The sequence below is a fragment of the Nocardioides bruguierae genome (assembly GCF_023554635.1).
Classification (GTDB): domain Bacteria; phylum Actinomycetota; class Actinomycetes; order Propionibacteriales; family Nocardioidaceae; genus Nocardioides; species Nocardioides bruguierae.
On the sequence record NZ_JAMJPH010000010.1, the window covers coordinates 85,628 to 110,144 of the forward strand.

Annotated in this window: 25 protein-coding genes; 17 read left to right on the forward strand and 8 right to left on the reverse strand. The window is 74.1% G+C overall.

The genetic code is table 11. The features are described 5' to 3' along the window. Positions 1 to 28 precede the first annotated feature (28 nt). Positions 29 to 424: a winged helix-turn-helix transcriptional regulator gene (locus M8316_RS06905; RefSeq protein WP_250053161.1), complete on the reverse strand. Its 396-nt coding sequence runs from the start codon at positions 422 to 424 to the stop codon at positions 29 to 31. Between the two features lie 137 nt (positions 425 to 561). Here M8316_RS06905 and M8316_RS06910 point away from each other — a divergent pair, with 137 nt between their 5' ends. Beyond that, a complete protein-coding gene (locus tag M8316_RS06910; RefSeq protein ID WP_250053163.1) occupies positions 562 to 1,413 on the forward strand; it encodes an SDR family oxidoreductase in 852 nt (283 codons plus the stop codon). Between the two features lie 80 nt (positions 1,414 to 1,493). Here the strand turns inward: M8316_RS06910 and pepN are convergent, their stop codons facing one another. After that, complete coding sequence (pepN, locus tag M8316_RS06915) at positions 1,494 to 3,920, reverse strand: aminopeptidase N (protein ID WP_250053165.1); 2,427 nt, start codon at positions 3,918 to 3,920, stop codon at positions 1,494 to 1,496. A 251-nt stretch (positions 3,921 to 4,171) separates the two neighbouring features. Between pepN and M8316_RS06920 the strand changes: the two genes are divergently transcribed. From M8316_RS06920 to M8316_RS06950, 7 genes are all read left to right on the forward strand, one after another. Then, complete coding sequence (locus M8316_RS06920) at positions 4,172 to 4,798, forward strand: 50S ribosomal protein L25/general stress protein Ctc (RefSeq protein ID WP_250053167.1); 627 nt, start codon at positions 4,172 to 4,174, stop codon at positions 4,796 to 4,798. A gap of 88 nt (positions 4,799 to 4,886) precedes the next feature. After that, positions 4,887 to 5,489: an aminoacyl-tRNA hydrolase gene (gene pth / locus M8316_RS06925; RefSeq protein ID WP_250053169.1), complete on the forward strand. Its 603-nt coding sequence runs from the start codon at positions 4,887 to 4,889 to the stop codon at positions 5,487 to 5,489. A gap of 89 nt (positions 5,490 to 5,578) precedes the next feature. After that, positions 5,579 to 6,367 (forward strand): 3'(2'),5'-bisphosphate nucleotidase CysQ, encoded by a 789-nt coding sequence (locus M8316_RS06930; protein WP_250053170.1) that lies wholly within the window; start codon positions 5,579 to 5,581, stop codon positions 6,365 to 6,367. Between the two features lie 28 nt (positions 6,368 to 6,395). Next, positions 6,396 to 7,037 (forward strand): HAD family hydrolase, encoded by a 642-nt coding sequence (locus tag M8316_RS06935; RefSeq protein WP_250053172.1) that lies wholly within the window; start codon positions 6,396 to 6,398, stop codon positions 7,035 to 7,037. Between the two features lie 173 nt (positions 7,038 to 7,210). Further along, a complete protein-coding gene (locus tag M8316_RS06940) occupies positions 7,211 to 7,873 on the forward strand; it encodes a lytic murein transglycosylase (protein ID WP_250053174.1) in 663 nt (220 codons plus the stop codon). A gap of 45 nt (positions 7,874 to 7,918) precedes the next feature. Continuing rightward, positions 7,919 to 8,557, forward strand: a complete 639-nt coding sequence (gene tsaB / locus M8316_RS06945; protein WP_250053175.1) for a tRNA (adenosine(37)-N6)-threonylcarbamoyltransferase complex dimerization subunit type 1 TsaB — start codon at positions 7,919 to 7,921, stop codon at positions 8,555 to 8,557. Next, the gene (locus tag M8316_RS06950) at positions 8,554 to 9,018 is read left to right on the forward strand and encodes a GNAT family N-acetyltransferase (RefSeq protein ID WP_250053176.1); all 465 of its coding nucleotides are present in this window, start codon (positions 8,554 to 8,556) and stop codon (positions 9,016 to 9,018) included. The genes tsaB and M8316_RS06950 overlap by 4 nt, the downstream gene beginning before the upstream one ends. A 55-nt stretch (positions 9,019 to 9,073) precedes the next feature. Here the strand turns inward: M8316_RS06950 and M8316_RS21015 are convergent, their stop codons facing one another. Beyond that, positions 9,074 to 9,868, reverse strand: coding sequence for a GNAT family N-acetyltransferase (locus M8316_RS21015; RefSeq protein WP_250053177.1), 795 nt, complete (start codon positions 9,866 to 9,868; stop codon positions 9,074 to 9,076). 60 nt (positions 9,869 to 9,928) lie between these two features. Between M8316_RS21015 and tsaD the strand changes: the two genes are divergently transcribed. Then, positions 9,929 to 11,008: a tRNA (adenosine(37)-N6)-threonylcarbamoyltransferase complex transferase subunit TsaD gene (tsaD, locus tag M8316_RS06960; protein WP_250053178.1), complete on the forward strand. Its 1,080-nt coding sequence runs from the start codon at positions 9,929 to 9,931 to the stop codon at positions 11,006 to 11,008. A 25-nt stretch (positions 11,009 to 11,033) separates the two neighbouring features. On the opposite strand, the gene M8316_RS06965 is transcribed toward tsaD, so the two are convergent. Then, positions 11,034 to 12,263, reverse strand: coding sequence for a hypothetical protein (locus M8316_RS06965; RefSeq protein ID WP_250053179.1), 1,230 nt, complete (start codon positions 12,261 to 12,263; stop codon positions 11,034 to 11,036). After that, positions 12,260 to 12,886 (reverse strand): SigE family RNA polymerase sigma factor, encoded by a 627-nt coding sequence (locus M8316_RS06970; RefSeq protein ID WP_250053180.1) that lies wholly within the window; start codon positions 12,884 to 12,886, stop codon positions 12,260 to 12,262. Before M8316_RS06970 ends, M8316_RS06965 begins: the two co-directional genes overlap by 4 nt. A 156-nt stretch (positions 12,887 to 13,042) precedes the next feature. Here M8316_RS06970 and M8316_RS06975 point away from each other — a divergent pair, with 156 nt between their 5' ends. The 3 genes from M8316_RS06975 (at position 13,043) to M8316_RS06985 (ending at position 15,596) form a co-directional block, all read left to right on the forward strand. Beyond that, on the forward strand, positions 13,043 to 14,143 hold the full coding sequence (locus M8316_RS06975; RefSeq protein ID WP_250053181.1) for an S-(hydroxymethyl)mycothiol dehydrogenase: 1,101 nt from the start codon (positions 13,043 to 13,045) through the stop codon (positions 14,141 to 14,143). Beyond that, a complete protein-coding gene (locus M8316_RS06980; protein ID WP_250053183.1) occupies positions 14,143 to 14,775 on the forward strand; it encodes an MBL fold metallo-hydrolase in 633 nt (210 codons plus the stop codon). The genes M8316_RS06975 and M8316_RS06980 overlap by 1 nt, the downstream gene beginning before the upstream one ends. Before the next feature lie 227 nt (positions 14,776 to 15,002). Further along, positions 15,003 to 15,596 (forward strand): hypothetical protein, encoded by a 594-nt coding sequence (locus M8316_RS06985; protein ID WP_250053185.1) that lies wholly within the window; start codon positions 15,003 to 15,005, stop codon positions 15,594 to 15,596. Between the two features lie 75 nt (positions 15,597 to 15,671). Here the strand turns inward: M8316_RS06985 and M8316_RS06990 are convergent, their stop codons facing one another. After that, positions 15,672 to 16,586 (reverse strand): LysR family transcriptional regulator, encoded by a 915-nt coding sequence (locus tag M8316_RS06990; RefSeq protein ID WP_250053187.1) that lies wholly within the window; start codon positions 16,584 to 16,586, stop codon positions 15,672 to 15,674. 88 nt (positions 16,587 to 16,674) lie between these two features. On the opposite strand from M8316_RS06990, the gene M8316_RS06995 reads away from it, so the two are divergent. After that, a complete protein-coding gene (locus tag M8316_RS06995) occupies positions 16,675 to 17,922 on the forward strand; it encodes an MFS transporter (protein WP_250053189.1) in 1,248 nt (415 codons plus the stop codon). Between the two features lie 31 nt (positions 17,923 to 17,953). On the opposite strand, the gene M8316_RS07000 is transcribed toward M8316_RS06995, so the two are convergent. Both M8316_RS07000 and M8316_RS07005 read right to left on the reverse strand, forming a co-directional pair. Continuing rightward, positions 17,954 to 18,355, reverse strand: a complete 402-nt coding sequence (locus M8316_RS07000; protein ID WP_250053191.1) for a hypothetical protein — start codon at positions 18,353 to 18,355, stop codon at positions 17,954 to 17,956. A gap of 133 nt (positions 18,356 to 18,488) precedes the next feature. Beyond that, positions 18,489 to 19,670, reverse strand: a complete 1,182-nt coding sequence (locus M8316_RS07005; RefSeq protein WP_250053193.1) for a class I SAM-dependent methyltransferase — start codon at positions 19,668 to 19,670, stop codon at positions 18,489 to 18,491. 234 nt (positions 19,671 to 19,904) lie between these two features. Between M8316_RS07005 and groES the strand changes: the two genes are divergently transcribed. From groES to guaB, 4 genes are all read left to right on the forward strand, one after another. Continuing rightward, positions 19,905 to 20,198, forward strand: coding sequence for a co-chaperone GroES (groES, locus tag M8316_RS07010; RefSeq protein WP_250053357.1), 294 nt, complete (start codon positions 19,905 to 19,907; stop codon positions 20,196 to 20,198). 49 nt (positions 20,199 to 20,247) lie between these two features. Continuing rightward, positions 20,248 to 21,867 carry a chaperonin GroEL gene (gene groL, locus M8316_RS07015; protein ID WP_250053195.1) on the forward strand — a complete coding sequence of 540 codons (1,620 nt, stop codon included), beginning with the start codon at positions 20,248 to 20,250 and terminating at the stop codon, positions 21,865 to 21,867. A gap of 188 nt (positions 21,868 to 22,055) precedes the next feature. Continuing rightward, the gene (locus tag M8316_RS07020; RefSeq protein ID WP_250053197.1) at positions 22,056 to 22,964 is read left to right on the forward strand and encodes a GNAT family N-acetyltransferase; all 909 of its coding nucleotides are present in this window, start codon (positions 22,056 to 22,058) and stop codon (positions 22,962 to 22,964) included. 37 nt (positions 22,965 to 23,001) lie between these two features. Next, entirely contained in the window at positions 23,002 to 24,504 is a 1,503-nt protein-coding gene (gene guaB / locus M8316_RS07025; protein ID WP_250053199.1) for an IMP dehydrogenase, read from the forward strand. Positions 24,505 to 24,517: the final 13 nt, after the last annotated feature.

Below are 24,517 nucleotides of genomic sequence, written 5' to 3' on the forward strand. Positions count from 1 at the left end.
GGGTGACAGCTGCGTCCGACCGGGCGGGTCAGCCCGCGTCGTAGGCGGCGCGGGCGGCCTCGACCTCGCCGATGTGGACGCGCGCCCAGCGGTCCAGCCCGGCGACGGCGTCCACCAGCGTGCCGCCGAGCGGGGTGAGCGTGTACTCCACCCGCGGCGGCACCTCGGCGTGCACCTCGCGGACGAGCAGCCCGTCGCGCTCGAGGCCGCGCAGGGTCTGGGTCAGCACCTTCGGGCTGATCCCCTCGATCGCGCGGGAGAGCTCGGAGAAGCGGTGGGTGCGCTGCGCCAGCAGGAGCAGCACGAGCATCGTCCACCGGTCACCGACCCGGTCGAGCACGGTGCGCGTGGGGCACGCGGCGGTGTACGGGTCGGGGGTCTGGTCCACCTCGAGGGCGGCCGTGGCAGGCGACGTGGGGCTCACCTGCTCACTATCCCTCGGGTAACCACAGCACTTCAAGGTCACTGCTACCTGTCGGGAAGCATGCAGGTGGAGGGCCTGTTGGGCCTGGACGAGAAGCCCGGTGGACGCCGGGCCCACCCCGTCACAGGAGGAACCCCATGTCGATCGTCGTCTTCGGAGCCACCGGTCACCTCGGCCGCCTCGCCGTCGAGCACCTGGTGGAGAAGGGTGTCGCGCCCGCCGAGATCGTCGCCACCGGCCGCAGCACCGAGAAGCTGGCCGACCTCGCCGAGCGGGGCGTCGACGTCCGCGCCGTCGACCGCGACGACGCCGAGGCCGTCGCCGCCGCGCTGGTCGGCGCCGAGAAGGTGCTGCTGGTCTCCGGCATCGAGCCGCACCGCGTCGACCAGCACCGCACCGTGGTCGAGGCCGCCGAGAAGGCCGGCGTCAGCCTCCTCGTCTACACCTCGGGGCCGAAGGCCACCGAGTCCAGCCTGCTGCTGATGAACGACCACCGCGCCACCGAGGAGATCCTCGCGGCCTCGTCCGTGCCGACCGTCGTCCTGCGCAACGCCTGGTACGTGGAGAACTACACCGGCCAGGTGCCGGTGTGGACCGAGCACGGCTTCGCCGGCGCCGCGGCCCCGGACGCCCGCCTCTCCGTCGCGCTGCGCAGCGAGTACGCCGAGGCCGCGGCCGTCGTCCTCACCCAGGACGGGCACGCCGGCCGGACCTACGAGCTCGGTGGCGAGCAGGTCACCCTGCCCGAGATCGCCGCCGCGGTCTCCGGCGTGATCGGCCAGGAGGTCAGCTACACCCAGGTGCCGCTCGAGGTGCTCCAGGGCATCCTCGAGGGCGCCGGGCTCCCCGCCCCGGCGGCGCAGGTCTTCGCCGACGTCGACCGCGGCATCACCGAGGGCGAGCTGCTCGTGCCCGCCACCGACCTCGAGACCCTCCTCGGTCGCCCCGCCACCGGCCTCGAGCAGGCCGTGAAGACCGCCCTGGCCTGACGGCTCGCCCCGCGCTCAGCGGGACGTCATACGGAGCGGACGCAGTCCCCCTCAGACGTATGACGTCCCGCGGGGCGGGCTCAGCCGAGGTCGTCCAGCGTGTCGTTCCAGAGGCGAGCGAGGACGGTGGGCACCGAGCCGGACGCCAGCGTCGAGGCCAGCGCCGAGCGCTGCGTGGAGGTCAGCGCCACGGAGGGGAACGCCCGGCCGACGACGAGGCTGAAGCCCTGACCGCGCCGCCCGGCGATGCCGGGCGCCTCCGCCAGGTAGGCGTCGACGTAGGGGCGCACCAGGGACGGCTCCTCGGTCGACCACAGGCCGTCCGCGCACGCCTCGAAGACCCGGTTGCCGACGTCCGGCTCGGTCATCCGCGCCCAGGCCTGGGCCTTCGCCTCCGCGGTGGGCCGTGCGGCCAGGGCGCGGGCCGCACCCAGGTCGCCGGCGAAGGTGCCGTCGGCGACCCGCTCGGCCTCGATGGCCGCCTCGTCCAGCTGCCCGAGCTCGGCCAGCCGGGCCACCACGCTCCAGCGCAGTGCCGGGTCGAGCGTGAGCCCGGCCTCGGTGGCGCCGGTCGTGAGCCAGCCCTCCAGCAGGGCCGGGTCCGAGGAGGTGGCGGCCAGTCCCTGCGTCAGCGCCAGCCCCACGCCCTCGGCCGGCGAGCCCAGCAGGCCCACCGCGCACGCACCGGCGACGGTGGCGCGCACGGTGCCGGCGTGCTCGGCCGGCGTCCGCAGGGCCAGGACGGGGCCCAGCGTCCGTCCCACGACGCCACCGACGAGGGCCGCGTTGGTCTCGGCGGGCAGGTGTCGGCGCACCAGGTCCACGTACCCGACCACGTCCAGGTCGCGGGTGTGCACGCGGTCGAAGGCGTGCGCCCACAGCACCGTGCGCAGCAGCGGGTCCTCCAGGGCCGAGAGGTGCTCGGCCACGACCGCGGCCGAGAGCGGGTCCAGCGCGAGCCGCGCGAACGACTCACCGCCGGCGTTCGGGACGACGGCGAGGCCGGCCCAGTCGCTCAGCGGCACCGGCTCGTCGTCGACGTCCACCATGGCCCGACCCACGATCGCGGGCCCGTCGAGGGCGACCACGGAGACGCGGTGCGGGCGGCTGCCCACGCGCTCGAGCACGGGCACGTCGTCCTCGCCCCGGGTCACCCGCAGCGTGTCGAAGCCCGTGGTGCGCAGCCAGGCCTCGGCCCAGGCGCGCACGTCGCGCGGCGAGGCGTCGTCCAGCGCGCCGACGAGGTCGTCGAGCGTGGCGTTGCCGAACCGGTGGGTCGTGAGGTGCGCGTTCACCCCGGCGAGGAAGTCCTCGTCGCCCAGCCACGTGACGAGCTGGCGCAGCAGCGAGTTGCCCTTGGAGTAGGAGATCGCGTCGAAGTTGGCGAACGCGGCGTCGACGTCCGGCACGTCCTCGGGCAGCGGCGCCACGGGGTGCGACGAGCGCCGCTCGTCCGCGGTGTACGCGCCGGGCTTGCGACGTCCCTCGTGGCCCACGAGCGTGTCCGCGAACCCGGCGCCGTCGGCGGCCACCCGGTAGCCCATGTAGTCGGCGAAGGACTCGTTGAGCCAGGTGTCCTCCCACCAGCGCATCGTCACGAGGTTGCCGAACCACATGTGTGCCATCTCGTGCGCGATGGTGGTCGCGCGGCCCGCCCGGGCGACGTCGGAGGTGCGCCCCCGCGGCAGGTACTCGTCGCGGTAGGTGACGCAGCCCGGCGTCTCCATCGCACCCCAGTTGTGGCCGGGCCCGAAGAGCTGGTCGTAGGAGTCGAAGGCGTAGGGCTCGGTGAAGAGCTCGGCGTAGTGGTCGAAGCAGGCGTTGGTGGTGGCCATCAGCTCGGGCGCGTCGCGGTCGAGGTCCGCGGCCAGGGACGCCCGGGCGTGCCAGCCGAACGGCAGCCCGGCGTGCTCCCAGGTCACCGAGTGCCACGGCCCGGCGCACACCACGAACAGGCTCGGGCAGACCGGGGGAGTGGTCGCGAAGCGCCAGCGTCCGGCCGCCTGCTCCTGCGCGGAGGAGACCACGCGGCCGTTGGCGATGACGGTCCACCGCGGGTCGGCGGTCACGGCCAGCGTCAGCGGCCCCTTGAGGTCGACCTGGTCGAAGCACGGGAACACCCGCTGCGCCACGTCCAGGGAGAGGTAGGCCGAGGCGTAGGTCTCCCCGTCCGCGGCGTCCGTCATCAGGTGCATGCCGTCGCCGTCGCTCACGTAGGGCACGCGGACGTCGACGCGCACCGTCAGCGGGACGCCGACCGGCAGGCCCGTCAGCGTGATCCGCCGGCCGTCGTAGGCGTGCTCGACCGGCTCGCCGTCCAGCGTCACCGACAGGTCCTGGCCGTCCTTCAGCTCCAGGAACGTGGCCGGCTCCGCGGTGGTGAACCCGACCAGCGCCGTGCAGCCGTAGGTGCCCCGGCCGGGGTCGGTGAGGTCGAGGTCCAGGTCGTAGGAGACACCGGTCAGGACGGCGGCGCGGGCACGGGCCTCGGCGAGCGTGAGCGACATGCGCCCACCCTAGGCAGCGGCCCCGACGCAGCCCCGGGGCGGGCGATTGGCCCCGGACGGCGTGGCCTGCGTAGACTCTGCGAGTTGCCTCGGCGAGGGAGCGGGGGGTCCACGCGGACCGGCCCCGGCTCCGTGATCGACAGGGCGGGACCTGGTGTCGCGTCGTGTCTCGCGCCGCGGCCACCACCAGCACCCGGTCGCACTCGTGCGGCCGACGAGAACGCACCCGCCCCGACACCGAGGAGTCTCGCATGTCCGAGAAGATCACCGCCGAGAAGCGCACCGAGTTCGGCAAGGGCGCGGCCCGCCGCATCCGCCGCGCCGACAAGATCCCCGCCGTCCTCTACGGCCACGGCGCCGAGCCGGTCCACATGATCCTCCCGGGTCACGCGACCATGCTCGCCCTCAAGCACGGCGGCGCCAACGCCATCCTCGACATCGACCTCGAGGGCGAGGCCCACCTCGGCCTCACCAAGCAGGTCCAGATCGACCCGATCAAGCGCCACATCGAGCACGTCGACATGGTCGTCGTGAAGCGCGGCGAGAAGGTCTCCGTCGAGGTGCCCGTCCACGTCACCGGCGAGATCGTCCGCGACGGCCTGCTCACCACCGAGCTGCAGACCATCGAGGTCGAGGCCGACGCCATGAGCATCCCCGAGTGGATCGAGATCGACGTCGAGGGCTTCGAGGTCGGCAAGCAGCTGCACGCCTCGGACCTGGCCCTGCCCGCCGGCTCCACCCTGCTCACCGACGGCGACGCGCTCGTCCTGCACGTCTCGCAGGCCCCGACCGCTGACGACGTCGACGCCGAGATGACCGAGGCCGAGGCCGAGGCCGGCATCGAGAAGGACGAGGCGGAGGACACCGAGGAGGCCTGAGCCTCCCGGCAGCCACCCGGCTCCACCCGCTCCGTCCCGGAGCACCAGCAGGACCCAGCAGCATCCACGTACACGGCCCGGGGGACCGATGACCGACGACACCACGAGCAGCACCTGGCTCGTCGTCGGCCTCGGCAACCCCGGGCCGTCGTACGCCGGGCACCGGCACAACATCGGCTACATGGTCACCGACGAGCTCGCCTCGCGGATGGGCTCCGGCTTCCGGGCGCACAAGTCCGGCCGGGCCGACGTGGTCGAGGGACGCCTCGGCGCCCCCGGCAGCGACGCGCCCCGCGTCGTCCTCGCCCGGCCGCGCTGCTACATGAACGACACCGGCGGCCCCGTCAAGGCGCTCGCCACCTTCTACAAGGTGCCGCCGGCCCAGGTCGTCGCGATCCACGACGAGCTCGACATCGACTTCGACACGATGCGGGTCAAGCTCGGCGGCGGCGACAACGGGCACAACGGGCTGAAGTCCATGCGCTCCAGCCTCGGCACCGGCGACTTCCACCGGGTGCGGGTCGGCATCGGCCGCCCCCCGGGTCGCCAGGACGTGGCGGACTTCGTGCTGTCGAACTACTCGACCGCCGAGAAGAAGCTGCTGCCGTTCGTGGTCGACACCGCGGCGGACGCGGTCGAGTCGCTGGTCGCCGACGGCCTCGAGAAGACCCAGCAGCGCTTCAACTCCTGACCTGCTCACAGGTGGGGAGTGCCGGACGCCACCGTCCGTCCCGGCGTCGCCGGCGTGGAGTTGAGCCTGCGGACGGCTACGCTCCGGGCGTGACCTTCGAGCCTGGTACCCCGCCCGAGAACGCCGACGACCACGCCCTCGCCGTCTGGCTGGCCGAAGCCGCCGGCCGCCGCCTCCTCGAGGTGCGCACCGAGGGCCTGGAGGGCAAGGCGCTCAAGGACGCCGGCGACGCCGCCGCGCACGAGCTCCTGATGAGCCTCGTGGCGCAGTACCGCCCCGACGACGCCGTGCTCTCCGAGGAGGGCAAGGACGACAAGGCCCGGCTCGAGGCCGAGCGCTGCTGGATCATCGACCCGCTGGACGGCACCCGCGAGTTCTCCGAGCCGCCGCGCGACGACTGGGCCGTGCACGTGGCGCTGTGGAGCCGCACCGGCGACGGCGAGGGCACCCTCGTCGCCGGTGCCGTGGCGCAGCCGGCGCTGGGCGAGACCTTCAACACCGGCAGCGCGCCCGTCGTGCCGCCGTCCTCCTCGGCCGTGCCCCGCATCGCCGTCTCCCGCTCCCGCCCGCCGGCCTTCGTGCAGGCGCTGGCCGAGGAGATGGGCGCCGAGCTGGTGCCGATGGGCTCCGCGGGCGTGAAGATGATGAGCGTGGTGCGCGACGTCGCCGACGCCTACGTGCACGCCGGTGGCCAGTTCGAGTGGGACTCCGCGGCCCCCGTCGCCGTCGCCCGCGCGGCCGGCCTGTTCACCTCCCGGGTCAACGGCGACGAGCTGGTCTACAACCAGGACGACGTCTACCTGCCCGACCTCATCGTGTGCCGCCCCGAGCTCTCCGAGCAGATCCTCGCGTTCATCGCGAAGCACGGCACGGAGTGAGCCCGGCGCACTGACGACAGGCGGAACGATGACGATCCGGCACGTCCTCCTGGACGCCGACGGGGTGCTCCAGCACGCCACCGTGGACTGGTACGAGGCCCTCGAGCCCTGGTTCGACGCCACCGACGCGCGCGCCTTCATGGACGCCGCGTGGGAGGCCGAGCGCAAGCCGCTCGCGGGTGACGGCGACTTCGTCGACGTCCTGGACCGGATGCTGCTGGCCAGCGGCCGCCGGGCCGAGGGCGAGCGGCTGCACGAGGCCGTGTGGCGACGGCTGCGCGCCGAGCCGACCAGCATGGCGCTGGTGGCCGGGCTGCGCGCCCAGGGCATCGGCGTGCACCTGGGCAGCAACCAGGAGCGCAACCGGGCCGAGCACATGAACCGGGTCTTCGGCTACCCGGACCTGTTCGACTCGATCTGCTACTCCTACCTGCTCGGCGTGGCCAAGCCGGACCCCGAGTACTTCCGCCGCTGCCTGGCCCGGATCGCCGACGCGACCGGCGAGGTGGACCCGGCCGACGTGCTCTTCATCGACGACCGCGCCGACAACGTCGAGTCCGCCCGCTCCGTCGGCCTGGCCGGCATCTGCTGGGACCTCGACCAGGGCCACGCCGTGCTGCGCGAGGCGATCGCCGAGCACGGGCTCGCCGTCCAGGGCTGGCCCGCCTGAGCCGGACGCCCGCTCGACGCCCACCCCGTCGCGGCAGCACGCGCCCGACCACGCGCCGCAGGACGGGGAGCACGCGGCGCACCCGCCGCCCCGCGAGCCGGGCACCACGCGCGGCCGCGGCGCTGGAGTCCGGGCTGTACCGCGCCACGGCCGCCCTGGTCGTCGGCGCCGGGGTGCTGGCCGGCCTGGGCTGGCTCTACCACGACGAGCCGGTCGTCGACCTGACGCCGGCCGAGACCTACGTGCCCGCCCCCGTGGAGCGGACCACCGGGGCGCGGCCGTCGCTGGACCCCGCCTGGGTGCGACGCACCGCCGAGCGCACGGGCATCCCGGCCCCCGCCGTCCGGGCCTACGCCACGGCGCAGACCAGTGGGGTCGCCGGCTGCGACCTGGGCTGGACGACGCTGGCCGGCATCGGCTGGGTCGAGTCCCAGCACGGCACCCTCTACGGGCGCACCCTGCGCGCGGACGGCACCTCGTCCTCACCGATCCTCGGCCCCGCGCTCGACGGCCGTGAGGGGTTCGCCGCCATCCGTGCGACGCCCGCCGGCACCGCCTGGCACGGCGACTCCACCTGGGAGCACGCCGTGGGGCCCATGCAGTTCCTGCCGTCCACCTGGGCCGGGGTCGCCGCCGACGGCGATCGCGACGGCTCCCGCGACCCCTTCGACCTCGACGACGCCGCCGCCGGCGCGGCCCGGTACCTGTGCGCCGACGGCGACCTGGACTCCTCGCAGGCCTGGACCGCGGCCGTGCTGCGCTACAACCGCTCCGAGGCCTACGCCCGCGACGTGGCCGCCGCCGCCCTGGAGTACGCGGACGAGGCCGCGGGCTGAGCCCTCGGTGCGGGCCGCGCCGCCGGGTGGGCCTAGCCTGAGAGCGTGCTGCTCACGTTCGACACCGCCACGCCCCGCGTCACCGTCGCCCTGCACGACGGCGAGCGGGTGGTCGCCTCGGCGGACGCCGACGTGGCGATGCGGCACGGCGAGCAGCTGGCGCCGATGATCGAGCGGGTCCTCGCCGACGCCGGTGCGCAGCGCTTCGACGTGACCGCCGTCGGGGTGGGCGTGGGTCCCGGCCCCTTCACCGGCCTGCGGGTCGGGCTGGTGACCGCCCGTACCCTCGGCCACGTCCTCGAGGTGCCCGTCTACGGCGTGTGCACCCTGGACGTGCTGGCGGCCCAGGCCGTCGGCGCCGGCGAGGTGGCCGAGCCGTTCCTGGTGGCCACCGACGCCCGCCGCAAGGAGGTCTACCTGGCCTCCTACGACGCCGACGGCACCCGGATCGACGGCCCCGTCGTGGTCAAGCCCGCCGAGGCCGCCACGGATGCGCTCGTCGTCGGCGAGGGCGCCGACCTCTACCCCGAGCACTTCGCCCGCACCGCCGGCCCCCGCCGGCCGAGCGCGGCGTGGCTGGCGGTCGCGATCACCGAGGAGATGTCCGAGATCCTCGACCCCGAGCCGTTGTACCTGCGGCGCCCCGACGCCGAGGCCCCCGGCGCCCGCAAGCCCGTCTCGTGACCGTCCGCGCCGCCGGGCCGGGCGACACCGACGCCGTCGCGGCGCTCGAGGCGCGCAACCTGGGCCCGGACGCCTGGTCGCGCGGTCTGGTCGAGGCCGGCCTGACCGGCGACGTCCCGACCGTCTCCTACCTCGTGGCGCTCGGCCCCGACGGGCAGGTCGTGGGCCACGCCGTCGTCAGCCTCGTCGACGTGGCCGAGCTCCAGCGGATCTCCGTGCTGCCCGAGCACCGACGCACCGGCCTGGCCTCGGCCCTCCTGGACGCCGTCGTGGCGCTCGCCCGCGAGGGCGGCTGCGACCGGGTGCTGCTCGAGGTGCGCGAGGACAACGACGGGGCCCGGGCCTTCTACGCCCGGCACGGATTCGTCGACCTGGCCCGCCGGAAGCGGTACTACGCGGACGGCGCGACCGCCGTCGTCTGCGAGCTCACCCTCGGACCCACTCCGGTGGTCGAGGTGTGAGGAGCCCCGGCGACGAGCCTCGAGACCGCCGACTCGGTGGTGAGTCGGCAGCAAGTTACTGCCGACTCGGCGGTGGGACGGGGCGGCCGGAGACGAAGGTGTGGTGGGTGGTGAAGCCGAGCCGGTCGTAGACGGCGAGGGCAGGGTCGTTGTCGACGTAGACGCCGAGCGTGGCGGTGCCCGCGGCGCCGGCCAGGGCCCAGCGGGTCAGCGCGGCGGAGACCGCCGCGCCGAGGCCGCGGCCGCGGTGCGCGGGGTGGGTGGTGACGCCGCGCAGGTGGCCGGTGCCGTCGGGGTCGCGGTGGATCGCCCCGGCGGCGATCAGCGCGGCCGACGCCTCGGGGTCGCGCACGCCCAGCCAGCCCTCGACCCCCGGGGTTCCGGCGCGGGCGAAGGAGCCGGGGTTGGCGACGTCCAGCAGCGCCTCGAGGGCGTCCACGTCGGCGAGGTCGTCGCCCTCGGTGCGGAGCCGGGTGACGGCGTCCTCGCCGGGGACGTGGCGGGGTGCCGTGCGGGTCAGCATCCAGTGCCAGTGGCCGCTCGGCGCGTAGCGCCAGGAGGCGGGCAGGGCGGCGAAGGACGTCTCCTCGACGCTGACCCTGCCCGGCCGGGGAATCAGCGGCTCGACGTGCGCCATGAGCGGGTCCAGGTCGACGGCCGGTCCGGTGCACCACAGGCCGGGGCGGCCGTCGTCGACCCCGCCGCGGGTGCGGTTGCCGTCCAGGACGACGGCGTCGCCCAGCGTCCAGGCCCCCACGCTGTCGCCGGGGTTCACCTGGTGGACCACGAACGGGTCCGGGTGGGTCGCGACGAGCGTGGCGAGGTCGACGTGCGCGGGGTGGGGGAGCACTCCCGCATTGAAACAGGCCGGATTCCAGCCGCCCCACCCACAGCGAGCACAATGGGCCGCGTGAGTCGTGACGAGCCGCTGGTCCTGGGTATCGAGACGTCCTGCGACGAGACGGGCGTCGGCATCGTCCGGGGCCACACGCTCCTCGCGGACGCGGTGGCCAGCAGCGTCGACGAGCACGCGCGCTTCGGCGGCGTCGTGCCCGAGGTGGCCTCCCGGGCCCACCTCGAGGCGATGGTGCCGACCATCGAGCGCGCCTGCGAGACCGCCGGCGTCGCCCTCACCGACCTCGACGCGATCTCGGTGACCAACGGCCCCGGCCTGGCCGGTGCGCTGCTGGTCGGCGTGGCCGCCGCGAAGGCGCTCGCGCTGGGCCTCGGCAAGCCGCTCTACGGCGTGAACCACCTGGCCAGCCACGTCGCCGTCGACCAGCTCGAGCACGGCGCGCTGCCCGAGCCGTGCGTGGCGATGCTCGTCTCCGGCGGCCACTCCAGCCTGCTGCGCGTCACCGACGTGACCGGCGTCGGCGACGGGACCCCCGAGGGCGCGGGCGTGGTCTCGATGGGCGCCACCATCGACGACGCCGCCGGCGAGGCCTTCGACAAGGTCGCCCGCGTGCTCGGGCTGCCGTTCCCCGGTGGTCCGCACATCGACAAGGCGGCCCGCGAGGGCAGCCAGGTCGCCATCGACTTCCCCCGCGGCCTCACCTCGCGCCGCGACCTCGAGCGGCACCGCTTCGACTACTCCTTCTCCGGCCTCAAGACCGCCGTCGCCCGCTGGGTCGAGGCCCGCGAGCGCAGCGGCGAGCCGGTGCCGGTGGCCGACGTGGCCGCCTCCTTCCAGGAAGCCGTCTGCGACGTCCTCGTGCGCAAGGCGCTGGACGCCGCCTCCTCCGAGGGCATCGAGGACCTGCTCATCGGCGGTGGCGTCGCCGCCAACTCGCGGCTGCGGTACCTGGCCGAGGAGCGGGCCGCGTCGCTGGGCATCCGCGTCCGCGTCCCCCGACCCGGTCTGTGCACCGACAACGGCGCCATGGTCGCCGCGCTCGGAGCCGAGATGGTCGCGCGCGACCGCGTCCCCTCCTCCCTCGACCTGCCCGCCGACTCCAGCCTCCCGGTCACCGACGTCCTCGCGGGCTGAGCCGACCTCACAGGCTGATCCGCCCTCACGCGCCGGGCAGCGCCAGCGAGAACCGCATGAGCTGGCGCGGGTCCTCGGCCAGCACCTCGGGCTCCTCCTCCCCGAGGGTCCACACCTGCACGGCGCCGGCGTTGGTCGCGGAGTCGCCCACGAGGGCGACCACCTGGTCGGGGCCGGCCCAGGCCTGGGTGGTCTGGAGACCCTCGTAGCGCTGCACCTGGGCGCCGGTCCGCGCGTCCAGCACGGTCCAGCTGTTCTGGCCGAGGCCGTCGCGCCAGGGGTCCGTGGCGAGCACGTGCGCGCCGTCGGGGGAGAACCGCAGGTAGCCCACCTCGCACGTCTCCCACAGCGCCGTGCCCGTGGCCGCGTCGACGACCGCCGAGCAGGTCGACATCGCGCGCTCGTCCACCTCGGTGGTGCCGGCGACGAGGGTGCCGTCCGGCGAGACGCCGGTGACGGAGAAGAAGACGTCGGGCACGAGCTCGCGCGGGGCCTCGTCCGGGGTCACCACCCAGGCGCGACTGCCGCCCGAGCGCTCGTTGGTGAGGACGACGGCCTGGCAGCCGTCCCCCTCGTCCGCTGCCTCCTCGGTGCAGCCGCCACCGCGCACGGTCAGCAGCTCGGGCGGGCCGGCCGAGTCGGGCAGCCCGGTGAGCGGCAGCAGCGTCGGGTCGCTCTCCCCGGCGCCGAGCACGGCGACGCTGCGGTCCGCGCCTCGTCCGACCGTCCATCCGGCGGTGCGGCCCTGGCCGTCGCCCACGGCGTACTCGGTGCCCTCGAAGGTGTCCACCACGGTGCCGTCGGCCTCGACGAGCGTGAGGACGAGCCCGGTGCCGTTGCCGTAGGAACCGGCGAGGAACCGGTCGCCGAGCGGCACGAACGAGAAGCCGGAGGTGGCGTCCACGTCGACCTCCACGACCGTCCCGTCGGCGGCGTGGATGGTGGTGCCGTCCGACCAGGCGGGGCCGGTCACGGCGGCTGCGTCGTCGGTGCCCGCCCCGTCGGTGGCCACGGTGACCGCCGGCGAGGAGGGGGAGACCGGGTCGAGGTCGTCCGCGCGGGAGAGTGCGCCCCCGGCCACGACCGCCAGCGGCACGAGGACGGCGGCGACCGCGGCCACCGCCCCGGTGGCCAGGGCGGTGCGGCGGCGGCGCACGGTGCGGGCCCGGCGCTGCACCGAGCCCAGCGTCAGTGGCTGGGCGGGCAGGTGCGCGAGCTCGTCGTCGAGCAGGTGGCGCAGGTCGTCGGTGCTCATCGCTCCTCCTCCTTCTCGGGCCGGTTCGAGTGCTGGTTCGCGGGATGGCTCTCGGGCCCCGCAGCGACGGAGCCGGTGCGGGGGTCCAGGTGGGCGGGGGTCCGCTCGCGCAGGAGGGCCAGCCCGCGGTGGGCCTGGGACTTCACGGTGCCGACGCTGACCCCGAGCACCTCGGCGGTCTCGGCCTCGGTGAGCTGCTCGTAGTAGCGCAGCACGACCACCGAGCGGGCGCGCGGCGGGAGGCTGCTCACGGCACGCCACACCTCGGCACGCTCGCCGAGGTCGTAGCGGTCGGCCGTGGTGGCACCGTCCGGGACCTCGTCCACCGGCCGTTCGCGCCGGCGCCAGGCACGGCGCCACAGCGAGGTGGTCTCGTTGACCAGGGCGCGGCGGACGTAGGCGTCCAGGGCGTCGCGCTCGCGCACCCTGTCCCAGGAGAGGTAGAGCTTGGCCAGGGCGGTCTGGAGGACGTCCTGGGCCTCGTGCGGGTCGCCGCACAGCAGGGTGGCGGTGCGGAGCAGGGCGCCCTGCCGCACGTGCAGCCAGGTGGCGAACTCCTCGTCGCGGCCGCCGGTGCCCGTGCGGGTGCCGGGGGAGTCCTCGGGTGGGGCCGGTGGGGTCATGGTGGCCTCCTCTCGTGCTCCTGGGACGCGACGAGGTCGAGGATGGTTGGAACCGGCGTCGAGGTCGAGGGGCGAGACCCCCGGACGGCGGCTTTCGCGCGCGGCGCCGATCCGGTTGGGTGGGGGCAACAGATCCTCAACCACAGGAGCGCGCAGATGCAGCAGGTGCAGGCAGTCATCGCCCGGAGCAAGGGGGCCCCGGTCGAGGTCGTCACGATCAACGTGCCGGCCCCGGGCCCGGGCGAGGCGGTCGTGAAGGTGGAGACCTGCGGGGTCTGCCACACCGACCTCCACTACCGCGAGGGCGGCATCAACGACGAGTTCCCCTTCCTGCTCGGCCACGAGGCCGCCGGCGTCGTCGAGGCCGTGGGCGAGGGCGTCACCGAGGTCGCGGTCGGCGACTCCGTCGTCCTGAACTGGCGCGCGGTGTGCGGCGAGTGCCGCGCCTGCCAGCGCGGCGACCTCCAGTACTGCTTCGCCACCCACAACGCCAAGCAGAAGATGACCCTCGAGGACGGCACGGAGCTCAGCCCCGCGCTGGGCATCGGCGCCTTCGCCGAGAAGACCCTCGTGGCCGCCGGCCAGTGCACCAAGGTCGACCCCGACGCCCGCAAGGCCGCCATCGGCCTGCTCGGCTGCGGCGTCATGGCGGGCATCGGTGCCGCCATCAACACCGGCCAGGCCACCCGTGGCCGCTCCACCGCCGTCATCGGCTGCGGCGGCGTGGGCGTCGCCGCGATCGCCGGGGCCTCGCTGGCCGGCTCCAGCCCGATCATCGCCGTCGACATCGACGAGAAGAAGCTGGCCAAGGCCAAGGAGCTGGGCGCGACCCACACGGTCAACTCCAAGGAGGTCGACCCGGTCGAGGCGATCAAGGAGATCTGCGGCGGCTACTACGAGGGCGCCGAGGGTGCGGACCTGGTCATCGAGGCCGTCGGTCGCCCCGAGACCTGGAAGCAGGGCTTCTACGCCCGCGACCTCGCCGGCGTCCTCGTCCTCGTGGGCGTGCCCACGCCGGACATGAAGATCCCCGACATGCCGCTGATCGACGTCTTCGGACGCGGCGGCGCGCTGAAGTCCTCCTGGTACGGCGACTGCCTGCCCAGCCGCGACTTCCCGATGCTGGTCGACCTCTACACCCAGGGTCGCCTCGACCTCGACGCGTTCGTGACCGAGGAGATCGGCATCGGCGACGTCGAGGCCGCCTTCGAGAAGATGCACGGGGGCAACGTGCTGCGCTCGGTCGTGGTCATCTGATGGCGGCTGCGAAGGTCGACCACGCCGTCGTCTCCGGCACCTTCAGCCTCGACGGCCAGACGTTCGACGTCGACAACAACATCTGGGTGATCGGTGACGAGTCCGAGTGCGTCGTCATCGACGCCCCGCACGACGTCCAGGCGATCCTCGACGTCGTGGGGGAGCGGACGCTCAAGGCGATCCTGCTGACCCACGCTCACGACGACCACTGCCGCGTCGCCCCCGCCCTGCGCGAGGCGGCCAACGGCGGGTCGGGTGCGCCGATCCTGCTGCACCCCGACGAGAAGCCGCTGTGGGAGCTCACCCACACCGACCACCTCTGGGACGTCGACGTGGCCGACGGGTTCGAGGTCACGGTCGGTGGCACGACCCTGAAGGCGCTGCACACGCCGGGCCACGCGCCCGGTGCGGTCTGCTGGTACGCGCCCGACCTGGGGTGTGTCTTCAGCGGCGACACGCTGTTCAACGGCGGCCCGGGGGCCACCGGTCGCTCGTTCAGCGACCACCCGACCATCCTGCGGTCCATCGGGGAGAAGCTGTTGGCCCTCCCCGACGAGACGGTCGTCCACACCGGTCACGGCGACGACACCACGATCGGGGCCGAGCGGGCCGGGATCGAGGCCGCCGGCTGAGACCGGACCTCGCCGTCGACCAGGGGTCGGGATCGGGGCCACGTCCGCGCTGACCTGCGCAGACGTGGCCCCGGTCACGTCCGGGGAGTCGTCGTCGTCCGGTGCGGGACGGAGGTCCCGGCAGCTTCGTCCAACCGGCCCTGAGAACAACCTGAGAGCCATCCCTAACCTCGTGGGTGAAGGGCAGGGACGCTGGAGTCCTCGCCCACAGGGAGAGGGAGAGTTCCATGCGTTCACTCATCGACAGGTTCGCCTCGATCGTCGGAGTCGCCCTTGCGGCCGTGCTCCTCGTCGCGGGCGGACTGCTCAGCTGGGCCAGCTCCTTCATCGGCGACCAGGTCAACGACCAGCTGTCGATGCAGGGCATCACGATGCCGACCGAGGAGGCCATCGCCGACATGGCGACCGAGGACCGCGAGGCCCTCGAGCCGTTCGCCGGCCAGCCCCTCGACAACGGGCCCGCCGCCCGCGCGTACGCCGACCACTACATCCTCGTGCACATGAACGCCGCCAGTGACGGTCGCACCTACGAGGAGGTCAGCGGCGAGTACGTCGCCCTCAGCGACGAGGAGAAGGCCACCGAGGAGGGCCAGGCGCTCGGCGCCCTGCGCCAGACGCTGTTCATGGGCAACACCCTGCGCGGCCTGCTCCTCTACGGCTTCGCCTTCGCCACCATCGGCACCATCGCCGGTTACGCCTCGATCGCCGCGTTCGTCGGCGCCGGCATCATGGTGGTCCTGACCGCCGCCGGCCTGCGCCACGCCAAGCGCCTCGAGGCCGCCGAGGAGAAGGTCGACTCCCCGCAGGTCGCGGGGGTCTGACCCACGGCTCGCTCCCGGCCCTCACCGCGGAGCAGCCGACCACCACCGCCACCACCGCCGCAGCGCCGGCCGGGTTCACCGGTCCGGCGCTGCGGCGCGTCCGGAGGGCGCTCCGGCGGTCAGGACGGTTGCCGCGAACGCCTTGGTGACCGCCCGCTGGCGCGGTGCCGGTCGGGTCACGAGGTCCACCGGCCACACCAGGTCCTCGGCGGCCGGCCCGACCACGCGGGGCGAGGCCAGGCCCGGCGCGGGATCGTCGCCGATGTGCAGCGCCGGCCCCAGGCCCGCGCGGACGAAGTCCGGGATGGCGTGCACCTGCGCGACCTCCAGCGACACCCGGCGCGGCACCCCGGCCGCGGCGCAGGCGGCATCGGCGATCTGCCGGTTGCCGAAGCCTCGGGGTGCGCAGACCCAGGACTCCCCGCGCAGGTCGGCCAGCGTCACCGTCGCGCGCCCGGCCAGCGGGTGCTCCGGCGCGAGCAGGAGGCGCATGGGGCTCGCGCCCAGCCGCACGGACTGCACCCCGTCCAGGTCGCCGACGGCCGAGGCGAGGGCGACGTCCAGGTCCCCGGAGGCGACCTTGGTGACGAGTCCTCGCGCGCCCTCCGGGTCCGACCGCAGCTCCAGGTGGACGGCCGGGTGGCTGCGGGCGAACCGGCCCAGGAGGGCCGGCAGGTCCAGCGGGTGGTGGGTCGTCATGGTGCCGACGGTGAGCGTGCCGCGCAGCCCGTCGACGGCCTCGCGGACGACCTCCCTCGCCCGTCCGGCCTCCGCGAGGGTGCGGCGCGCCACCTCGAGCAGGGCGGTGCCGGCGTCCGTGGGCACGGCGCGACGCGGGGTGCGGACGAAGAGCGGGGTGCCGAGCTCGCGCTCCAGGGACGCGAGCGAGGCGCTCACCGCGCTCTGGACGACGTGCAGCCGCGCGGCGGCCCGGCTCAGGGTGCCCTCCTCGGCCACCGCCAGCACCAGCTCCAGCTGACGCAGCTCCACGAGCGTCCTCCGATCCATCGGTGATGGTGATGGATGCTGTCACGTTCTTTCGCTTGAGTCGATGGTGCAGTGGCCCGACGCTGGAGACATGACCGTCACCTCGTCCGCCCCCGCCCCCGCCCCCGGGGCCCCGCTGTCCCCGTTGTCCCCGCCGGCCGCGGGCAGCCGCCGGCACGCCGGTGGCTTCTGGGTGGTCGCCGCCGTCTTCGCCACCGTGATGGCGTTCAACACCGCGCCCACCCCGCTGTGGGCGGTCTACCGCGCCGAAGAGGGTTGGTCGTCCCTCACGATCACCCTGGCCTTCGCCGCCTACGCCGTCGGCGTGCTGGTCTCGCTCCTGGCCGTCGGCCACGTCTCGGACTGGGTCGGCCGCCGACGGGTGCTGCTGCCGGCCGTGGCCCTCGAGGTGCTGGCCGCGGGACTCTTCCTGCTCTCGCCGTCGCTGCCCGTGCTGCTCGGGGCGCGCCTCGTGGGTGGCCTGGGGATCGGGATGCTCACCGCGACCGCCACCGCGCACCTCGCCGAGCTGCACCGGCACGCACGGCCGGACGACTCGCCCCGGCGCGCGGGCGTCGTCGCGACCGCGGCCAACCTGGGCGGCCTGGGCCTGGGGCCGGTGGTGGCAGGGGTGCTCGTGGCGGTCCTGCCTGCTCCGCTCACCACCACCTACCTGGTCTTCGCCGGGCTCCTGGTGCTCTCGCTGGTCGCGCTGCTGCTGGTGCCGGAGACGGTCGCGCGGGACCGGTCGGTCCGCTACCGGCCGCAGCGCGTGGTCGTCCCTGCGCACGCGCGCCGTCGCTACGCCGGCGCCGCCGCGGGGGTGTTCGCCCTGTTCATGGTGCTCGGCCTGTTCACCTCCCTCGCGCCCTCGGTGCTGGCCGCGCTGGGCTCCACCCACGCCGTCGTCTCGGGCGGTGCCGCGGCCTCGGTGTTCTTCGCGGCGGCACTGAGCCAGGTCGTGCTCGGCGGCTGGGCACCGGCCCGTCAGCTGCGGGTCGGGCTGGTCGGCGCTGCGACCGGGGCCGCCGCCGTCGGCGTGGCCGTGGCCGTCGGCGTGGTGCCGCTGCTGCTCGTGGGCGGGCTGGTCGCCGGCGCCGGTGGCGGGCTCCTGCTCAAGGGCGCCCTCGGCACGGCCGCCGAGCTGGCGCCGCCGGAGCAGCGCGGCGAGGCGGTGGCCGGGGTGTTCCTGGCGGGCTACCTCGGGATCACGGTGCCGGTGGTCGGGCTCGGGCTGCTCACCGCGGTCGGGGTGGCGCTGACCACCGCCGCGATCGTGTTCGTCGCCGGCGTCCTGCTCGTGCTGGCGCTGGCCGCCGCGCTGCTGCGCCGCGCCTGAGCGCCCGACCCCGCGGGTGCTGGCGACGGCCTCAGCGGGCGGGCACGTGGCTCTTGACCGACGCCTCGCGCACCCGGCCGGCGCCGTCGGTGACGGTCACGACCACCCGCGCGGGCCCGGCCAGCACGTCACGGGGCACGGGCACCCGGAGCCGTCGACGTCCCGCGGGCGCGTCGACGCCGGCCTCGGCCAGCAGCTGGCCCCAGCGCTCCAGCCGGACCTCGACGTGGCTGGCCTCGGGCAGCACCAGCTCGGCCAGCACCCGACGCCGGCCGTGGTGGCGGCCCACCTGGGAGCGCAGCAGCGTGGGGGACGGGTCGCCGCCCCAGCGGGAGCCGGTGCCGGCCTCGCCGGTGCGGCCCGGGAGCACGGACGCCGACCAGGGCGCGGCGACGCAGGCGGCGGTGGGGCCGGTGGCCTGGTGTCGAGGCATCGCGCCCTCCCGACGACGGCGGGCGTCCCCCTGTGGGAGGCCCGGTGGCTCCACCCTGGGCGCGCGGCCTGTGGTGGTGCTGTGCTCGTCCTGTCGTGCGAGGACGACCCTCCCGGGCTCCGGGATGCCGCGCTCAGCGCAGCGGTCGCACCAGCAGTGCCGTGCCCTCACCGGCGACGCGCGTGAGCACCAGCGTGCCGCCCTCGTCGCCGGAGAGGGCGAGCCGCTTGCGCAGCTGCTCGGGCACCACGTCCACCCCACGCTTCTTGATCTCCAGGCGGCCGATGCCGCGCTCGCGCAGCGCGGCCCGCAGCGGCTTCTCCCGGTAGGGCAGCTCCTCGAGGACCTCGTAGCCCCGGGCGAACGGGGTCGCGAAGGCCTCGTCGGAGGTGGTGTAAGCGAGGTGCTCGTCGATCAGCCCACCGCCGGTGCCGGCCGCCACGGCCGTCACCAGGCCGGCGCGGATGACCGCCCCGTCCGGCTCGTAGAGGAACCGGCCCAGCGGCACCACGGGGGCGCCGGGGTCCTCCTCCTCGGTCAGGGTCGCGAGCCCGCCGTCCCCGAGCACCGTCGCCCGGCGGCGCACGGTGGCGAGGCGTCCCGACCAGAGCGCCGCCTCCTTGACCTCGCCGTGGTCGGAGACCCACTCGGCCTCGACCCCCTCGGGCACGAGGTCGTGGGGGATGCCGGGGGCGACCTTCACGCACGAGTCGCGACGCAGCAGGCCCTCGACGAACGACCAGGGCGGCGTCCAGTCGTCGACGGAGAAGGTGCGGCCCCGGGCCGAGCGGCGCGCGGGGTCGGCGAAGGCGACGTCGAAGGGGGAGGGGTCGATCGTCGTCGCGTCGGCGACCTGCACCGCGCCGGGCAGGCCCAGGGCGGCGAGGTTGGCCTGCGCCAGCGCGACGCGGACGGGGTCGAGGTCGACGCCCGCCACGATCGCGCCCGTCTCGGCGGCGGCCACGAGGTCCCCGCCGATCCCGCAGCCGAGGTCGATGACGGTGCGGGCCTCGAAGGCCGCCAGCCGCGCGGCGCGGTGCCGGGCGACCGGGAGGCGCGTGGCCTGCTCGAGGGCGTCGGGGGTGAAGTACATGCGGGACGCCAGCTCGCCCAGCTTGGCCTCCGCGCGCCGACGCAGGCCCGCCTGGCTCAGCGCCAGCGACGTACGCTCGGGCGTGGCCCCGGCCACCGTGGTGCGGCGCAGCGTGGTCTGCGCGCGCAGCGGGTCGGGCTCGGTCGCCACCAGCGCGGTCGCCTCGGCGAGCAGCTGCTGGCCGTCGTCCGTGAGCAGCCAGGCGAGGTCGTCGAGGTCCATCCCGCCATCCTGTCAGGCCGGCCCGGGGCCGCCGTCCACGGGCGGACGAGGCGGGGCGGCGGTGCCTCCCTGGCACTCCCTCGGGTCGAGTGCTAGTTTCTTCCTTGGCACTCTCACCTCGAGTGTGCCAATGCTTGCGACTCGGTGCGACCCCCGCGACGGCGCGCCGCAGGGCCCGCAGGCACCTGACGTGAACAACTCACATCCGTGTGCAAGAAAGTGGAGGTCGACACCGTGTCGGTCAACATCAAGCCCCTCGAGGACCGCCTCGTCGTCAAGCCGCTCGACGCCGAGCAGACCACCGCCTCCGGCCTGGTCATCCCGGACACCGCCAAGGAGAAGCCCCAGGAGGGCGAGGTCCTGGCCGTGGGTCCGGGTCGCATCGACGACAACGGCAACCGCGTCCCGCTCGACGTCGCCGTGGGCGACAAGGTCATCTACTCCAAGTACGGCGGCACCGAGGTCAAGTACGCCGGCGCCGAGTACCTCATCCTCTCCGCCCGGGACGTGCTGGCGATCGTCGGCTGACCTGGCCCCGCGCCGGTCAACCCACGACAGCTAGCAAGGAGGCACACACATGCCCAAGATCCTGGAGTTCGACGAGAAGGCCCGCCGCTCCCTCGAGCGCGGCGTCGACGCCCTCGCCAACGCCGTCAAGGTGACCCTCGGCCCCAAGGGCCGCTACGTCGTCCTGGACAAGAAGTGGGGCGCCCCCACGATCACGAACGACGGCGTCACCGTCGCTCGTGAGGTCGAGCTGGACGACCCGTTCGAGAACCTGGGTGCCCAGCTGACGAAGGAGGTCGCCACCAAGACCAACGACGTCGCCGGTGACGGCACCACCACGGCCACCGTGCTGGCCCAGGCGATGGTCCACGAGGGCCTGCGCGCCGTGGCCGCGGGTGCCAACCCGATGGCCCTCAAGCGGGGCATGGACGCCGCGGCCCAGGCCGTCGGCGAGGCCCTGCGCGAGGCCGCCCGCGACGTGGACTCGGTGGAGGACATGGCCTCGGTGGCCACCATCTCCAGCCGCGACACCCACATCGGTGACCTGCTCAGCCAGGCCTTCGACAAGGTCGGCAAGGACGGCGTGATCACCGTCGAGGAGTCCTCCTCGATGGGCACCGACCTCGAGTTCACCGAGGGCATGCAGTTCGACAAGGGCTACCTGTCCCAGTACTTCGTGACCGACCAGGAGCGCATGGAGGCCGTCCTCGACGACCCCTACATCCTCCTGCACCAGGGCAAGATCAGCTCCGTCCAGGAGATGCTGCCAGTCCTGGAGAAGGTCATGCAGGCGGGCAAGCCGCTGTTCATCCTCGCCGAGGACGTCGAGGGCGAGGCCCTCTCCACCCTGGTCGTGAACAAGATCCGCGGCACGTTCAACGCCGTCGCGGTGAAGTCCCCGGCCTTCGGTGACCGTCGCAAGGCGATGATGCAGGACATCGCGACCCTGACCGGTGGTCAGGTCGTCGCCCCCGAGGTCGGCCTCAAGCTCGACCAGGTGGGCCTCGAGGTCCTGGGCACCGCGCGTCGCGTGGTCGTCACCAAGGACAACACCACCATCGTCGACGGTGCCGGCGACGCCGCCGCCGTCGAGGGCCGCGTGAACCAGATCAAGGCCGAGATCGAGAACACCGACTCCGACTGGGACCGCGAGAAGCTCCAGGAGCGCCTCGCGAAGCTCGCCGGTGGCGTGTGCGTGATCAAGGTCGGCGCCGCCACCGAGGTGGAGCTGAAGGAGAAGAAGCACCGCATCGAGGACGCCGTCTCCGCGACGCGCGCCGCGATCGAGGAGGGCATCGTCCCCGGTGGTGGCTCCGCGATCATCCACGCGGTCTCCGCGCTGGACGGCGACCTGGGCCTGACCGGTGACGAGGCCGTCGGCGTGAAGGTGGTCCGCAAGGCCGCCGACGAGCCGCTGCGCTGGATCGCCGAGAACGGTGGCGACAACGGCTACGTCGTGGTCACCAAGGTCCGCGAGCTGGGCGTCGGCAACGGCTTCAACGCCGCCACCGGCGAGTACGGCGACCTGGTCGCCCAGGGCGTCCTGGACCCGGTCAAGGTCACCCGCTCCGCCCTCATCAACGCGACCTCCATCGCCGCGATGCTGCTGACGACCGAGACCCTGGTCGTCGACAAGCCCGAGGAGGAGGACGAGGCCCCGGCCGCCGCCGGTCACGGCCACGGTCACTGAGCCGCGTCCCGCCTCACCAGGCACCGCCTCTCCAGGCACCACGCACGCCCCGTCCCGGGTCTCCCGGGGCGGGGCGTCGTGCGTGCGGGCGACCTGCGGTGCCGCGCACGTCACGCGACGGGGCGAGCGCGCGCGGGCCCGGCCTGCGCCAGAATGAGCCCACCCCCGAGCCAGGAGACCCCCTCGACATGACGATGCTGTGGCGCGTCCGCGCCAGCCTGCCCGACCGTCCCGGTGCCCTCGCCTCGCTCGCGCAGCGCTGCGCCGAGGCCGGTGTCGACATCCGCCGCGTGCAGGTCTTCCCCGGCAACGAGGAGGTCACCGACGAGCTGGTCCTGGCGACCACCGACGGGTGGAGCGCCGACGGGGTCGCCGAGATCATCACCTCCGCCGGCTGGCACCACCTCACGGCCCAGGAGGTCACCTCCGACGCGCTGCTGGACCAGCCGACGCGCTATGTCCAGGCCGCCCGCAGCATCCTGGCGCGGCCCACCAGCTTCCCCGAGGTCGTCGCCCAGCTCTTCGACGCCGAGACCGAGCCCCACGCCGACGGCGAGCCGCCGCTGGACATGATGGAGATGACGGTCGGCGACGTGCAGGTGCAGGTGCGTCGGCTCGCTCCGTTCACCGACACCGAGCGGCGTCGCGGGCTGGCGATGGCCGACCTGGTCAGCGACGTCCTCCAGCGCAGCAAGGAGACGGCGGCCATCGCCTCGTCCACCTCCCACCGTCGCCTGGGCAGCGGCGCGACCCCCGCCTACCTGCCGGACGGAGACTCGATCTCGGCCGTCGTCGACGGGGCCGTCGTGGGGCTGGCGACCGTGCAGGAGCCGGACGCCGAGGACCCGGGGACGCGGCACGTGGCCCTGCGGGTGGACGCCGGCTGGCAGCGCCGCGGCATCGGCACCCGCCTGCTCACCGACGCCAGCCGGCTGGCCCGCGGCCTCGGTGCGGAGGAGATCGTGCTCACGACGCGCTCGGACAACCAGGCCGTCCTCCCGATGGTGCTGGCCGCTGGCCTGCGCGGACGCATCCGGATGGCCGGTGACGTGCTCACCGTCAGGGTGCCCGTGCGGGATCTCAAGCCCCTGCTGTGATGCGGGCCCGGGGCGCGCGCGTGGCTACGCTGTGCGGGTGGAGACCAGTGACAAGTTCGCGAACCTCGGCCTGACCTACGACGACGTCCTGCTGCTGCCGGGGTACTCCGACCTCGCGCCGGCCGACATCGACACCTCCTCGCGCCTGACCCGCGAGATCAGCCTCCAGGTGCCGCTGCTCTCGGCGGCCATGGACACCGTCACCGAGTCGCGGATGGCCATCGCCATGGCCCGCCAGGGCGGCATCGGCGTGCTCCACCGCAACCTCTCCATCGCCGACCAGGCCTACCAGGTCGACCTGGTGAAGCGGACCCAGACGGGCATCATCTCCAACCCCGTCACCATCGGCCCCGACGCGACGCTCGAGGACCTCGACAAGCTCTGCGGCCAGTACCGCGTCTCGGGCCTGCCGGTGGTCACCAGCGACGACACGCTCATCGGCATCATCACCAACCGCGACCTGCGCTTCACCCCGGTCGCGGAGTGGGCGACCACCAAGGTCGACGAGGTCATGACCCCCATGCCGCTGGTCACCGGCCCCGCCGACATCAGCAAGGAGGAGGCGACCTCGCTGCTGCGCCAGCACAAGCGCGAGCGCCTCCCGCTGGTGGACGCCGAGGGCAAGCTCGCGGGCCTCATCACCGTCAAGGACTTCGTCAAGGGCGAGCAGTTCCCCAAGGCCTCCTACGACGCCAGCGGCCGCCTCCTCGTGGGTGCCGCGATCGGCTACTTCGGCGACGCGTGGGAGCGCGCCACCACCCTCATCGAGGCCGGCGCCGACGTCCTCGTGGCCGACACCGCGCACGGCCACGTCGCCATGCTGCTCGACATGGTGCGCAAGCTGAAGGCGGACCCGGCCACCAAGCACGTCCAGGTCATCGGCGGCAACGTCGCCACCCGCGAGGGCGCGCAGGCCTTCGTGGACGCCGGCGTGGACGCCGTCAAGGTCGGCGTCGGCCCCGGCTCCATCTGCACCACCCGCGTCGTCACCGGCGTCGGCGTCCCGCAGATCACCGCCGTGCACGAGGCGTCCCTGGCGGCCACGCCCGCCGGCGTCCCCGTGATCGCCGACGGCGGCATGAAGCACTCCGGCGAGATCGCCAAGGCCCTCGTGGCCGGCGCGAGCACCGTGATGCTCGGCTCGCTGCTGGCCGGCTGCGAGGAGTCCCCGGGCGACCTCGTCTTCGTCAACGGCAAGCAGTACAAGGCCTACCGCGGCATGGGCTCGCTCGGCGCGATGAGCAGCCGCGGCAAGAAGTCCTACTCCAAGGACCGCTACTTCCAGGCCGAGGTCACCAGCGACGACCAGATCGTCCCCGAGGGCATCGAGGGCCAGGTCGCCTACCGCGGCCCGCTCGCGGCCGTGGCCCACCAGCTGATCGGTGGCCTGAACCAGTCGATGTTCTACGTCGGCGCGCGCACCGTCCCGGAGCTGCAGGAGAAGGGCAAGTTCGTCCGCATCACGCAGGCCTCGCTCACCGAGTCGCACCCGCACGGCGTGCAGATGACGGTCGAGGCGCCGAACTACACGGGTCGCTGACCCCGGCCGCACC

What these genes read in the sequence shown, in the direction of transcription:
- M8316_RS06910 (WP_250053163.1), top strand. Translation starts at nt 562, where the DNA reads ATGTCGATCGTCGTCTTCGGAGCCACCGGTCACCTCGGCCGCCTCGCC.
- pepN (WP_250053165.1), bottom strand. Translation starts at nt 3,920, where the DNA reads ATGTCGCTCACGCTCGCCGAGGCCCGTGCCCGCGCCGCCGTCCTGACC.
- M8316_RS06920 (WP_250053167.1), top strand. Translation starts at nt 4,172, where the DNA reads ATGTCCGAGAAGATCACCGCCGAGAAGCGCACCGAGTTCGGCAAGGGC.
- pth (WP_250053169.1), top strand. Translation starts at nt 4,887, where the DNA reads ATGACCGACGACACCACGAGCAGCACCTGGCTCGTCGTCGGCCTCGGC.
- M8316_RS06935 (WP_250053172.1), top strand. Translation starts at nt 6,396, where the DNA reads ATGACGATCCGGCACGTCCTCCTGGACGCCGACGGGGTGCTCCAGCAC.
- M8316_RS06965 (WP_250053179.1), bottom strand. Translation starts at nt 12,263, where the DNA reads ATGAGCACCGACGACCTGCGCCACCTGCTCGACGACGAGCTCGCGCAC.
- M8316_RS06970 (WP_250053180.1), bottom strand. Translation starts at nt 12,886, where the DNA reads ATGACCCCACCGGCCCCACCCGAGGACTCCCCCGGCACCCGCACGGGC.
- M8316_RS06975 (WP_250053181.1), top strand. Translation starts at nt 13,043, where the DNA reads ATGCAGCAGGTGCAGGCAGTCATCGCCCGGAGCAAGGGGGCCCCGGTC.
- M8316_RS06980 (WP_250053183.1), top strand. Translation starts at nt 14,143, where the DNA reads ATGGCGGCTGCGAAGGTCGACCACGCCGTCGTCTCCGGCACCTTCAGC.
- M8316_RS06985 (WP_250053185.1), top strand. Translation starts at nt 15,003, where the DNA reads ATGCGTTCACTCATCGACAGGTTCGCCTCGATCGTCGGAGTCGCCCTT.
- M8316_RS06995 (WP_250053189.1), top strand. Translation starts at nt 16,675, where the DNA reads ATGACCGTCACCTCGTCCGCCCCCGCCCCCGCCCCCGGGGCCCCGCTG.
- M8316_RS07000 (WP_250053191.1), bottom strand. Translation starts at nt 18,355, where the DNA reads ATGCCTCGACACCAGGCCACCGGCCCCACCGCCGCCTGCGTCGCCGCG.
- M8316_RS07005 (WP_250053193.1), bottom strand. Translation starts at nt 19,670, where the DNA reads ATGGACCTCGACGACCTCGCCTGGCTGCTCACGGACGACGGCCAGCAG.
- groL (WP_250053195.1), top strand. Translation starts at nt 20,248, where the DNA reads ATGCCCAAGATCCTGGAGTTCGACGAGAAGGCCCGCCGCTCCCTCGAG.
- M8316_RS07020 (WP_250053197.1), top strand. Translation starts at nt 22,056, where the DNA reads ATGACGATGCTGTGGCGCGTCCGCGCCAGCCTGCCCGACCGTCCCGGT.